This window comes from Pantoea sp. Morm, from assembly GCF_016643525.1.
In the GTDB taxonomy this organism is placed as follows: domain Bacteria; phylum Pseudomonadota; class Gammaproteobacteria; order Enterobacterales; family Enterobacteriaceae; genus Pantoea; species Pantoea dispersa.
Genome location: NZ_VOQX01000107.1, coordinates 1 through 13,452 on the forward strand (window position 1 = coordinate 1; position 13,452 = coordinate 13,452).

Annotated in this window: 9 protein-coding genes; 4 read left to right on the forward strand and 5 right to left on the reverse strand. The window is 58.4% G+C overall.

The features are described 5' to 3' along the window. Positions 1 to 375: 375 nt before the first annotated feature. Together araD and FT726_RS23325 are read left to right on the forward strand one after the other, a co-directional pair. Positions 376 to 1,074, forward strand: coding sequence for an L-ribulose-5-phosphate 4-epimerase (araD, locus tag FT726_RS23320; RefSeq protein WP_058774630.1), 699 nt, complete (start codon positions 376 to 378; stop codon positions 1,072 to 1,074). A gap of 294 nt (positions 1,075 to 1,368) precedes the next feature. After that, positions 1,369 to 2,235, forward strand: a complete 867-nt coding sequence (locus tag FT726_RS23325) for a crotonase/enoyl-CoA hydratase family protein (protein WP_021505954.1) — start codon at positions 1,369 to 1,371, stop codon at positions 2,233 to 2,235. A 15-nt stretch (positions 2,236 to 2,250) separates the two neighbouring features. Here FT726_RS23325 and pdeR read toward each other — a convergent pair whose 3' ends face one another. From pdeR to FT726_RS23350, 5 genes are all read right to left on the reverse strand, one after another. Further along, complete coding sequence (gene pdeR, locus FT726_RS23330) at positions 2,251 to 4,236, reverse strand: cyclic di-GMP phosphodiesterase (protein WP_058758614.1); 1,986 nt, start codon at positions 4,234 to 4,236, stop codon at positions 2,251 to 2,253. Positions 4,237 to 4,389: 153 nt separating this feature from the next. Next, on the reverse strand, positions 4,390 to 4,686 hold the full coding sequence (locus FT726_RS23335) for a YbdD/YjiX family protein (RefSeq protein WP_058774631.1): 297 nt from the start codon (positions 4,684 to 4,686) through the stop codon (positions 4,390 to 4,392). Continuing rightward, positions 4,679 to 6,745, reverse strand: coding sequence for a carbon starvation CstA family protein (locus tag FT726_RS23340; RefSeq protein ID WP_021505957.1), 2,067 nt, complete (start codon positions 6,743 to 6,745; stop codon positions 4,679 to 4,681). Before FT726_RS23340 ends, FT726_RS23335 begins: the two co-directional genes overlap by 8 nt. A gap of 184 nt (positions 6,746 to 6,929) precedes the next feature. Beyond that, positions 6,930 to 8,864: an exoribonuclease II gene (locus tag FT726_RS23345; protein WP_346303527.1), complete on the reverse strand. Its 1,935-nt coding sequence runs from the start codon at positions 8,862 to 8,864 to the stop codon at positions 6,930 to 6,932. A gap of 126 nt (positions 8,865 to 8,990) precedes the next feature. Then, positions 8,991 to 11,300, reverse strand: coding sequence for an FdhF/YdeP family oxidoreductase (locus FT726_RS23350; RefSeq protein ID WP_152390976.1), 2,310 nt, complete (start codon positions 11,298 to 11,300; stop codon positions 8,991 to 8,993). 247 nt (positions 11,301 to 11,547) lie between these two features. Here FT726_RS23350 and FT726_RS23355 point away from each other — a divergent pair, with 247 nt between their 5' ends. Further along, entirely contained in the window at positions 11,548 to 13,137 is a 1,590-nt protein-coding gene (locus tag FT726_RS23355) for a PTS transporter subunit EIIC (protein WP_104092982.1), read from the forward strand. A gap of 188 nt (positions 13,138 to 13,325) precedes the next feature. Continuing rightward, positions 13,326 to 13,452: LysR family transcriptional regulator (locus FT726_RS23360; protein WP_346303528.1), on the forward strand; the 127-nt coding region annotated here is incomplete at its 3' end.

The window sequence follows — 13,452 nt, forward strand, 5'->3', positions numbered from 1 at the left end:
CCTTGATGGTTTGCTCAGAGGCAACTCGTTAAGTATAGATGTTACGCCCTGAAGTTGTTCGCCCGATGCACTCAGGCGGTGCTTTTCCTTCAGCCTGCACGCTGGCGCGCAGCCCTTAGCGCGCGTTTTTCACGCTGCTGGCAAAGACCATTTTGGTACCGCCGCAGGCTTGAGATAATTCTAGGCGTAAGCGGATGTGTATGCAGAAAGAAAACTCTGAAATCCCGACGTGGTGTCCGCATCCGGATCCCGTATCAAACCCCACACTTTGCCCGCTTTAGCCACTTTCCGCTGCTAATCCAGCCATTCCCTCCATAACGTTTTTGCTAACGGCTCCGCACAATTCAGTAATGACTGTATGGCGGAGAAAACACAATGCTGGAAGCGCTGAAACAGCAGGTTCTGGAGGCCAATCTCGACCTGCCGCGTTACAACCTGGTGACCTTTACGTGGGGCAATGTCAGCGCGGTAGACCGCGAGCGCGGGCTGCTGGTGATCAAACCCTCGGGCGTTAAATATGAGCAGATGCAGCGCGACGACATGGTGGTGGTCGAACTGGAAAGCGGCAATGTCGTCGAGGGCCAGCTGCGGCCATCTTCGGATACCGCAACACACCGCGCACTGTATCTGGCGTGGCCGGATATTGGCGGCATCGTGCACACCCATTCGCGCCACGCCACCATCTGGGCGCAGGCGGGCAGGGACATCCCGGCATGGGGCACCACGCACGCTGACGATTTCTATGGCACCATTCCCTGCACTCGCGCGATGCAACGGGCAGAGATTGAGCAGGAATATGAATGGCACACCGGCCAGGTCATCATTGAAACCTTTGCGCAGCGCGGCATCGAGCCCGGCGCGATTCCTGCTGCGCTGGTGAACTCCCACGGGCCGTTTGCCTGGGGTAAAGACGCACATAGCGCAGTGCACAGTGCGGTGGTGCTGGAAGAGGTGGCCTACATGGCGCTGCACACTGAGCAGCTGCGTGCCGAGCTACCGCCTATCGCTCAGACCCTGCTTGACCTGCACTATCTGCGCAAGCACGGGAAGAACGCCTGGTACGGGCAAGGCTGAGCGCGTGATATTGTCTCAAGGCACCGGCGGGTGCCTTTTTTATTTAAGGGGATTGCGTGCCCGGACGAGACGGGGGACTGTCGATGCTGTGGTTTATTCACCATGCGTTAAGCGTATTTATGCGCTTGCCGGCTGTTGCGCCGTCATTAAGTAAGCCCGCTAATCTTTCCTCAGGCAGGGGCTCGGGGATCTCTCTGGATTTTACGTTATAAATCAAACTCTCATTTGGTCTGGCCTCACTCTGCATTACGCTGATGTGGCGTTTAACGCATCACATAAATAGAGGATGAGACGATGACAGTAATTAACCAACCAACCTGCCGCCTGTTTACCGAAGTCGGCCAAACCACCCAGCTCGCCGCCTATTATGAGGAAGGTCGACACACCATGTGGATGATGCTGCGCGCGCAGCCGCGCCCCAGTTTCAACCACGAATTAATCGAGGAGATCATGAACCTGAGCTACGCCGCCCAGCGTTCCGGTCTGCCGATTGATTTCTGGGTGACCGGATCGCTGGTGCCGCAGATGTTTAACGCCGGGGGCGATTTGCGTTTCTTTGTTGAATGCATTCGCAACAACCGCCGTGAAGCACTGCGCGCCTACGCCCGCGCCTGTGTTGATTGCATCCATTCGGCGGCCCGCGGGTTTGACACCGGCGCAGTGACGCTGGCGATGATTGAGGGCAGTGCCTTGGGCGGCGGTTTTGAAGCAGCGCTGGCGCACCACTTCATTCTGGCGCAGAACAGTGCGCGTATGGGCTTCCCGGAAATTGCCTTCAACCTGTTCCCCGGCATGGGCGGCTACTCACTGGTGGCCCGCCGCTCCGGGATGAAGCTGGCCGAAGAGCTGATCTGTGAAGGGGAGTCGCACAGCGCAGAGTGGTATGAAACCCGTGGTCTGGTCGACAAAGTGTTCCAGCCCGGTGACAGCTACCGCACCACGCGTACCTTCATCGATACGCTGCGGCCAAAACTGAATGGAGTCCGTGCCATGCTGAAAGCGCGACAGCGCGTGCTGCAGCTGTCACGGGCAGAACTGATGGATATTACTGAGGATTGGGTCGACTATGCTTTCACGCTGGAACCGAAAGATATTGCCTACATGGAACGTCTGGTACAGCTGCAAAATCGTCACAGCGCATCACTGCGTAAAGCCGGTTAGCAGTACGCTAAGACGTTAAACGCGGGCAGGATGCTTAGCCAGCCAATGCCCGAGCTGCTCTGCGGGCATTGGTTTCGCATAATAATAACCCTGACGCCCATCGACACCGTTGGTCAGCACAAACTTCTCTTCGGCTTTGGTTTCGATGCCTTCGGCAATGACCTGTAAATCCAGGGCTTTCGCCACGGCAACGATCGCGCGCACCAGCGACTGCGATACCGGTTGCTTGTTGATATTGCGCACAAAACTTTGATCCAGCTTAATCGCATCGATCGGCACGCGCGCCAGCTGGGAGAGCGAGGAGTAGCCCGTGCCGAAATCATCCAGATGCACCTGTGCGCCTAACTCCTGAAACTGTTTCATCAGCTTCAGCGCACCGGCCTCGTTCTCGATCAGGCAGCTTTCCGTCAGCTCGATGTCTATCGGGCACTCACTGATGCCCGCTTCGCTCAGCGCCTGTTTCAGGTCACTGTAGATGCTCTGGTCGATCAGCTGTTTGGCGGAAACGTTCACTGCGACGCGCAGGTAAATGCCTTCGCTGCGCCATTTAACGATTTGCTGCAGCACGTTCAGCATCACCCAGCGCCCGAGCGGCACAATCAGTCCGGACTCTTCCGCGTAAGAGATGAAATCGCCAGGCGGCACCAGGCCGCGCTCAGGTGAATTCCAGCGCACCAGCGCCTCGGCACTGCGCACTTCACCGTCGCGATCGATCTTCGGCTGATAGTGCACCACCAGATGATCCTGCTCCAGCGCTTTGCGCAGATTAGTATCCAGCCACAGATATTCGAATACGCGCTGGTTCATCTCGCTGGCGAACACGCAGAATTTGCCGCGCCCGTTCTCTTTAGCGTGGTACATCGCGGTATCGGCGTTACGAATCAGACTTTCGCGATCTTCACCATGCAGCGGGGCGAGGGCGATACCAATCGAGCAGCCGCTGTAGACTTCGATCAGCCCGATACGGAACGGCTGACGCAGCCGCTCCAGAATGCGTGAGGCCATCGCCTCCAGCGCCGCCTGACTGGTGTGCTCAGCCAGTACCACAAACTCATCACCGCCGAGGCGCGCCAGCGTCTGGTCCTTGCCGAGACAGCTGAGGATCGCCAGCGACACCGCCTGCAGCAGCTGGTCGCCAAACATATGGCCGTAGGCATCGTTTACCTTCTTGAAATTGTCGAGATCGAGGTAAACCACGCCGGTCTGGCTGCCGTTAGCCAGCTCCAGTGCCAGGCTAATTTGCTGATGGATAGCGTTGCGATTCGGCAGGCCCGTCACCGTGTCGGTATTGGCCATAACGCGTAAGCGCTCCTGCGCCCGACGCTCTTCTGTGATGTCGGTTCCGGAACAGATGAGGAAAATTTCATTTTTTCCGCTACCGCTGTGGACGAACTTATTACGAAACAGAAACAGTCGCTGACCTTTTCGGGTTTTAACCCAGCGCTCCACTTCGTAGGAGTTGCCGTCGCGAAAGAAGCCGGCGATGTTACGGCGCGACGCCTGCGCTTCCTGCTTGGTCATAAACAGCTGAAACACATTGCGGCCAATTACTTCCTGCTCTTTCAGGCCGGTGTACTCTTCGCTCAGGCGGTTAAAACGCTGAATGTTGCCGCGCTGATCGAGGATGACGATCACCGAATTCGCTTCTGACACCACCTGTTCGGCGAAGGAGAGGCCAAGGGTTAAATCGCGCGCCACCGACGAGGTATCGCCCCAGGCGGACGCAGTGCCGGCCCAGGTGGACTGATTCACTTTACGGCCGACAAAGTGCATCGGCACCGGTGAGCCGTGCAGTGAAAGAGTCAGGTTGATGCTGGAAGTAATTACCGTCATGGCACGCAGCAGACTGGCCTGAGCCGGCGTCAGGGGCACCGCCATATTGGTATTGGCATTTTCATCTTCGGCAAAATGCAGCGCATCGCTATCTGAAGTTAAACGCCAATGAGGGCTGGTTGTGCCAAACAAGGTATATAGCAACGTTTGCCCTTGTTCATCGGTCATGGAAACTTCCTCCGGAGGAATGCGCAGCAGGGGTATCTCATTATTTTAGCAACAGTATTCAACCTCCTGCGCCAGCACAAGATGCAAACTGAATATATTTTTGTTTTTATTAAAGAATGGCACGAAAAAGCCCCGGATTCCGGGGCTGAAAGGTTAGCACGGGCACTTGCCGAGTTTGCCCGCCTGGCTGGGAAAACGCGCCTCCAGGCAGTAACGATGGAAGGCGCGCTCATCCATGGGGGTCTGTTCCGGATGTTTTTCGCGCATATGCTTCAGATAAGTTTGATAGTCGTGCACGCCCACCATTAACCGGAAGCTCTGCTGTAATCCCTGCCACAGACGCTGCCAGCGTGAGCGCGGCGCGGCAGGGGCGCGGGCAGCGAGCGGTAAGCACTGCTGAATTTGCCAGCCCGCGTGCGGCTTTTTCCAGCGTAAAATGGCCTCAGACATTTCGCACCTCCTGACGCAGTGACACGTCCGACTCATGGGTGGTCGGCACTGCACTGCGCAGCGCGCGCCGGATCACGAAGAACGCCGCAATCAGCATGGTCACCGCGACCAGCATGAAAAAGCCGCACAGCGCCGCGTTGATCTGGTTGCTGAACACGATGGTTTGCATGTCGGCCACGGTTTTCGCCGGTGCGATAATCACGCCCTCATCGAGACCTTTACGGAACTTACTGGCCTGCGCGAGGAAACCAATTGACGGTTTTTCATGGAAAATTTTCTGCCAGCCGGCGGTCATTGAGGTGATAAACAGCCAGGCGGTGGGCACAATCGTCACCCAGGCGTAACGCTGCTTTTTCATTTTGAACAGCACCACGGTACCGAGGATCAGCGCCATCGACGCCAGCATCTGGTTACCGATGCCGAACAGCGGCCACAGGGTGTTGATGCCGCCGAGCGGATCGACCACGCCCTGATACACGAAGAACCCCCAGCCGGCCACTGCCACGGTGGTACCGGCCATGTTCCCGAGCCACGAGCGGTTGTTAGCCAGCGAAGGCACCACGGTCCCGACCAGATCCTGCACCATAAAACGGCAGGCGCGGGTACCGGCATCAACGGCGGTGAGGATAAACAGCGCCTCAAACAGAATAGCGAAGTGATACCAGAACGCCATCATTGCGCGGCTGTTAAACACCTCGGTGATGATATGCGCCATCCCGACGGCAAACGTCGGTGCGCCACCGGCGCGGGAGAGAATGGTGCTTTCGCCCACTTCGCCGGCAATACCGCTCAGCATCTCCGGCGTCACCACAAAGCCCCAGCCGTTAATTACCTGAGACGCGTTCTCCACCGTGGTGCCAATCAGCGCCGCCGGTGAGTTCATGGCAAAGTAGACGCCCGGATCGAGCACCGAGGCACAAATCAGCGCCATGATCGCCACAAAGGACTCCATCAGCATGGCGCCATAGCCGATAAAGCGAATATGGCTTTCGCGCTCCACCAGTTTTGGCGTGGTACCGCTCGACACCAGCGCGTGGAAGCCGGAGATCGCGCCGCAGGCGATGGTGATAAACAGGAACGGGAACAGCGCGCCGGAGAACACCGGCCCCGTGCCGTCGATAAAGCGCGTCACCGCCGGCATCTTCAGTTCCGGCATGGCGAACAGGATGCCCACCGCCAGCCCGATGATCACGCCGATTTTCAGGAAAGTGGAGAGGTAATCACGCGGCGCCAGCAGCAGCCACACCGGCAGCGACGAGGCAACAAAACCGTAGATCACCAGCACCCACGTCAGCTCGGTGCCTTTCAGGGTAAAAATCGGTCCCCAGTACGGATCGGCCGCCACGTCACCGCCGTAAATGATCGCCGCCATCATCAGCACAAAGCCGATGATCGACACTTCGGCGATTTTACCCGGACGCAGAAAGCGCATATACACGCCCATGAACAAGGCAATCGGAATGGTGGCGGCGATGGTAAACAGCCCCCACGGACTGTTAGCCAGCGCTTTCACCACCACCAGCGCCAGCGCGGAGAGAATAATGATCATCACACCGAGCGCACCGAGCATGGTGACCACGCCGGCGAACGAGCCCAGTTCCTGGCGCGCCATCTCACCCAGCGAACGACCGTCGCGGCGCGTGGAGATAAACAGCACCAGAAAATCCTGCACCGCGCCGGCCAGCATCACGCCGACCAGAATCCAGATGGTGCCGGGCAGAAAACCCATCTGCGCCGCCAGGATCGGCCCGACCAGCGGACCGGCACCGGCGATGGCGGCAAAGTGGTGGCCAAACAGCACCCATTTGTTGGTAGGAACATAGTCCAGCCCGTCATTGAAGCGCTCTGCCGGCGTGCGGCGCCGGTCGTCCAGCTCAAAAATGCGCCTGGCGATAAACAGGCTGTAGAAGCGATACGCGATGCTATAGCAGGCGACGGAGGCTATCACCAGCCAGACGGCATTAACGTGCTCGCCGCGACTGAGCGCCAGCATGGCGAACGCAGCCGCACCAATTAACGCCACCGCTAACCAGATCAATCCGGTTCTGACGTTGTTCATGAGTTAACTCCTTGTAGGGACCGGGAAAAAGGCGATCGGAATACAACAAGTTAAAAGTAATGTAATGAATTGTTAACGACAGGGAATCGGATCAGAAGTGTGAAGCGGGAAACAAATTTAACAACTGTTCAGGCGGGCGGGGAAAAATGCGGGATAACGGCTGTTATCCCGCACGATTTCATGCTCAGGCGGCCGGACGGGCCACCACGCTGCGTGTTTCCATGCGCACTTCGGCGATGGTTACATCAATCACATCGGTTACGCGGTAGGCCACTTCACCTTTGATCTGCACGGTGCCGCTCTCCTGCGAGCACACCAGTTCGTCACGCACGGCGTGAATGAACGGGGCAGGGATAAAGGCGACCGCACCGTTCTCCAGCAGGCGCACGCGCATGCCGCCGCGCGAAACGTCGATGATCTCCGCGCTGAATTTGCGGTCAGTGCCGGCAAACGGCGCGAGGAAGCGCGCGTACAGCCAGTCACCGACATCGCGCTCGGCCATGCGGTTGAGACGGCGACGCTCACTCATGATCAGGGTCACGTCATCCTGTGGCCGTGCAATGCTTTCGCCGCGCACGATAGCCTTCAGCAGACGATGGTTGATCATGTCGCCGAATTTACGAATAGGAGACGTCCAGGTCGCGTAGGCGTCGAGACCGAGGCCAAAGTGCGGGCCCGGTTCGGTGCTGATTTCGGCGAAACTCTGGAAACGACGAATGCGGCTGTCGAGATACTGGGTTGGCTGCGCATCAAGCTGACGACGCAGCTGACGGAAGCCTTCCAGCGTGGTAATGGCCTGCGGATCAACCGTGATACCGTGCCCGGCCAGTACGCCAGCCGCCTGTTCCGCGTTCGCCTGGTCGAAACCGGTGTGCAGGTTGTAGATACCGAAGCCAAGCTTCTCCTGCAGCACTTTAGCGGCGCAGACGTTGGCGAGGATCATCGCTTCTTCCACGATGCGGTTAGCGATGCGGCGCGGTTCCGCAATAATATCCAGCACTTCGCCTTTCTCACCCAGCACGAAGCGGTAGTCAGGGCGATCTTTGAACACCAGCGCGTGCGTCTGACGCCACTCGCCGCGCGCCAGGCACAGGCGATGCAGCAGGCGAATCTGCTGCGCGATGGTGTCATTTTCCGGCTGCCAGCTGCCGCTGTTCTCCAGCCAGTCCGACACTTCGTCGTACACCAGCTTGGCTTTGGATTCGATCCACGCGGCAAAGAAGTGGGCATCGTCAGCCAGGCTGCCATCCGGCAGCACAGTAACGCGACACACCAGCGCCGGACGCCTGACGTTAGGGCGCAGCGAGCAGACATCATCTGACAGTTCGCGCGGCAGCATCGGGATATTAAAGCCCGGCAGATAATTGGTGAAGGCGCGTCTGGAGGCCATCTGGTCGAGTTCGCTGCCGGCAGCAACGTAAGCGGTCGGGTCGGCAATAGCGATGGTCAGCGCCAGCTTACCTTCTGCCAGCTCTTCAACATACAGCGCATCGTCCATATCTTTGGTGCTGGCGCTGTCGATGGTGACAAAGTTCAGCGCGGTGAGATCTTCACGCTGCAACTGTTCGTCCAGCATCTCGCCAAAGCCCACTTCCGGCGCTTCGCGCTCCAGATTGTGGCGCGACAGCGTGACCCACCACGGCGCAAGGTGATCGTCCGCGGTGACAACAAATTCGGTCAGTTCGGCATAGAAACCGCGATCGCCTTTCAGCGGATGGCGGCGCATCTCTGCCACAGCCCAGTCACCGTTCTGGAAATCGTGGGTCAGGCCACGCACCGCACGGCACTGAATCGCGTCTTTCAGCAGCGGATGATCCGGCACGATAGACAGGCGGTCATCTTTTTTCTGCACGCGGCCGACAAAGCGCGTCAGGAACGGCTCAATCAGGGTTTCCGGCTCCGCGCTCTCGCGGTCTTTATCAGTGTGGATCACGGCGGAAATGCGGTCGCCGTGCATCACTTTCTTCATCTGCGGAGGGGGAATGAAGTAGCTTTTCTGAGCGTCAACTTCGAGGAAGCCAAAGCCTTTTTCCGTGCCTTTCACAACACCTTCGGCGCGCGGGGTCTGCGCGTGAAGCTTCTCTTTCAGCTGCGCGAGCAGCGGGTTATCCTGGAACATAATATATTTAGTTTCGTGGCCTAAGAGCGGTGGACAGTTTTACGCGAATCAGGTCCGCGCGGCAAGGCTAAAACAGGCGAAAAAGCCGCTTTACGCGGCTTTTTACTTTCTGGTAACGCACAGAACTCAGGCGATACGCTGGGTGGGCGCGGCGGCGGTCAGCGCCAGCTTCACCGGTACCGATTTGGAGGTGGGCGTGCCGCTGCCGTCACCGTAGCTGGAGAGCGGTACCAGCGGATTGGTCTCCGGATAGTAGGCGGCGAGGTTACCACGCGGAATATTATACGGCACCAGCTTAAAGCCGCTGACGCGACGCGTCAGACCGTCATTCCACAGGGTTTCAATATCAACAAGCTGCCCTTCGCTGAAACCGAGCGACGCCATGTCGTCCGGATGGATAAACACCACTTCACGCTGACCGTATACGCCGCGATAGCGGTCATCCAGGCCGTAAATGGTGGTGTTGTACTGGTCATGTGAGCGCAGCGTCTGCAACGTGAATGGCACTTCAACGTCATTGCCCAGCTGCGGGAACAGCGAGGTCGGCAGTGCCGCCGCGCTGAATTCTGCCTGACGCGATGGCGTATTGAAACGCAGTTCCGCGGCAGCGTTACCGAGGTAAAAGCCGCCGGGAATATCACACTGACGGTTAAAATCAGCGAAGCCGGGGATGGTCGCCGCAATGTGATCGCGAATAACGTTATAGTCAGCGGCCATGCCGAGCCAGTCGATGTGGTCGCTGCCCAGCGTCGCATGCGCGATCCCGGCCACAATGGCTGTTTCCGAACGCTGCGTCTCCGCCAGCGGAATGCCGACACCTTCAGAGGCATGCACCATGCTGAACGAATCTTCCACGGTGATGAACTGGTTGCCGCTGGCCTGGCGATCGCGCTCGGTACGGCCCAGCGTCGGCAGAATCAGGCCTTCGTGGCCCGGTACCAGATGGCTGCGGTTCAGCTTGGTGCTGATGTGTACCGTCAGACCACAGTGCTGCAGCGCTTCTTCGGTAACCGGTGAGTCCGGCGCCGCCGCGGCGAGGTTACCGCCCAGCGCAATCAGCACTTTGACTTCATCACGCAGCATGGCGTTGAGCGCTTCAACCGTGTTATGACCGTGCTCGCGCGGCGGTTCAAAAGCAAAATGCGCGCCCAGCGCATCGAGGAACGCTTTCGACGGTTTCTCGTCGATGCCCATGGTGCGGTTACCCTGCACGTTACTGTGGCCGCGCACCGGGCACAGGCCCGCGCCTTGTTTGCCGAGCTGGCCAAACAGCAGCTGCAGGTTAACGATTTCCCGTACCGTATCGACCGAGTGTTTGTGCTGAGTGATGCCCATCGCCCAGGTGATGATCACCCGTTCGGCGCTCTGGTAAATGGCGGCGGCTTCGCGAATCTGGGCTTCGCTCAGGCCCGACTGCTGCACGATCTGCTCCCAGAGGGTCTCGTCGACAGCCGCCAGATACTGCTCAACGCCCTGGGTGTTGGCGTCAATAAAGGCCTGATCGAAAATGCCTTTTTCACCGGCGGCCAGCCGTTTACGCTGCTCTTCCAGTAGCGCTTTAACCATGCCGCGCACCGCCGCCATATCGCCGCCGAGGTTGGGCTGATAATAGGCGGAGCTGATGTTGCCGGCCATCGACGTCACCACTTCCAGCGGCTTCTGCGGATCGGCAAAACGTTCCAGGCCGCGCTCACGCAGGGTATTAAAGGTGACGATTCTGGCGCCGTGATCGGCGGCGTGACGCAGGCTGTGCAGCATGCGCGGATGGTTGGTGCCGGGGTTCTGGCCAAAGACAAAAATCGCATCAGCGTGGTCGAAATCGTCCAGGCGAATGGTGCCTTTACCGACGCCAATGCTACGTTTCAGTCCGGTGCCGCTGGCTTCGTGGCACATGTTGGAGCAGTCAGGGAAATTGTTGGTGCCCAGCACGCGGCCAAACAGCTGGTACAGCCACGAGGCTTCATTGCTGGCGCGACCGGAGGTGTAAAGCTCCAGCTGATCCGGATGATCCATTGCCTGCAAATGCTGCGCGATCAGCGCAAAGGCGTCATCCCAGCTAATCGGTTCATAGTGATCGGTCGCGCTGTTGTAGCGCATCGGGTGGGTCAGACGGCCCTGATACTCAAGGAAATAGTCGCTTTGCTGATACAGAGTGCTGACGCTGTGCTGGGCAAAAAATTCTGGCTCGACGACGCGGCGTGTCGCTTCCCAGGTCACGGCTTTCGCGCCGTTTTCACAGAAGCTGAAGGTGCTCTTGTTATCATCGCCCCAGGCACAGCCCGGGCAGTCAAAGCCGCGCGCTTTGTTCATGCGCATCAGGTTACGCATGTTTTTCAGGGCGGCTTTACTGTCAAGGACAAAACGGGTGGTGGCTTCCAGCGAGCCCCAGCCGCCCGCAGCGGCGCGATAGGGCTGAATCTTACGTTTAAATTTCATGATAGTCGCAGGCTTATTGTTTATGAATTGTTATCAGAATATGACTTCTGTTGGTGAGAAGTGTGCGACTGACGGCAAAAGTTGTCTAATTGATTGACTTAATGGTGCGATAGTTAACGTTTATCGCGCGCCAGGGGTGAAAGCGTGATCGGCATCATAAATTATCCGCTACCGCGCGCCGGCGGGTAAGTGCGCGGCCAAATAGTGGCTAATAATTGCTCTTTCCGTTAGCAAAAGGGCGCGCTCCATGAAGCAACTTGCCAGTCAGGTTCACGCATTCGGCAAAGCCTTAATGATGCCGATCTCCGTCATTGCTGCCGCCGGTATCTTTCTCGGTCTGGCCGCCGCGTTGCAGAATCCGGCGATCACCGGTGAAGCATTTGCCAGTTTGCAGGTGCCGCAGTTGATCATCGGTTTTATTCGTAAAGTGGCGGGTGCGCTGTTTGCCAACCTGCCGGTATTTTTTGCCGTCGCCAGCGCAATTGGGCTGGCCAAAGCGGAGAAACCCACCGCCGCGTTTGCGGCAGTGATTGGCTATATCGCCATGAATGTGGGGATCAGCGCCACGCTGGCGGCGAAAGGGCTGACGGCAGCCACCACCACGCCCGAGGCGCTGCAGCAGGCGGGCATGGACCAGACCAGCGCCATGATGACGTCAGCCGAGTACATCGACATGCTCGGCATTTTTACCTACAACATGAGCGTGCTGGGCGGGGTGATTGCCGGCCTTCTCACTGTGATGCTGCACAACCGCTTCTATACCCAGCAGTTGCCCACGGCGATCAGCTTTTTTGGCGGCCGTCGCTTTGTGCCCATCGTGACGGTGGTGGTGCTGCCGCTGACGGGCGTGCTGCTAGCGCTAATCTGGCCAACCATCGGCCAGGGCATTGCGTGGGTCGGTCAGATGATCGGTAAAAGCGGTCAGTACGGTGCCTTTTTGCTCGGCGCCTGCGAGCGCCTGCTGATCCCGACCGGCCTGCATCACATCCTCAATGAAACCGTGCGCTTTACGCCGATTGGCGGCATGGCGACGGTGGACGGCCAGACCATCGTCGGCGCGCTGAATATTTTCAACACCTCGCTGACCCATCCCGGCGCGATTCCGGACGACACCGTGCGTACCGCCACGCAGTTTCTCGCCCAGGGCAAAATCCCGGTGATGATGTTCGGTCTGCCCGCCGCCGCACTGGCCATCTATCACACTGCCAAACCTGAACATAAGCAGCGGGTCAAAGCGCTGGTGCTGGCCGGCGCGCTGACCTCGTTTACCACCGGCATCACCGAACCGCTGGAGTTCTGCTTCATCTTCGTCTCACCGGTGTTGTACGTGATGCACGCGCTGCTGACCGGCCTGTCATTTATGCTGATGTCGATGCTGCACCTGATGATCGGTAACGTGCAGGGCGGCGCGATTGATCTGCTGGTGTTTGGCATTCTCGGCGGCAGCAAAACCCACTGGTGGTGGACGCTGGTGCTGGGCGCCATCTATGCGCCGGTTTATTACTGGGGCTTTCGCCTGGTGATTACCCGGATGCAGGTCGAAACGCCGGGGCGCGAATCCGAAGAGGAAGCCAAACCGCTGCAGGTGGCGGCGGATGAACGCACCCGCGTGATCATCAGCGGGCTGGGCGGAGAGGCCAATATAGAGGACGTCGATTGCTGCTTCACTCGCCTGCGCGTGCGGGTCAAAGAGATGAAAGAAGTGGTGGATCAAACGCTGCTGTCGACCGGTGCCAACGGCGTCAACCGCGTCAGTGAGCACGATGTGCAGGTGATTTACGGGCCGCAGGTCGAGAAAATCGCTAACGAGGTGAAAAGTGCGCTCGGCGTCGCCTGATGCCGGGCGGTACCGTTAATCATGTGGGGCGCGGTCGGTGGCGACCCGCCGCGTCTCCGCGTATACATCACCCGCTATCCGCCTGAGCAATCCGCCTGACAACGCAGAAATTTCTTTGCTGAGTGCGCGTTGGGGCGCGACGAGTTTTGCTACCATAACGCGATAAAAATTCGACGGTGGATAAGAAAATCGACATCAAGCAATTGATTTATTTGTGCAATCTGGAGCGCGAGCGCCATTTTGGCCGCGCGGCGGAGGCCAGCTTCGTCAGCCAGCCCACGCTATCGATGCGGCTTAAAAACCTTGAGCGTGAGC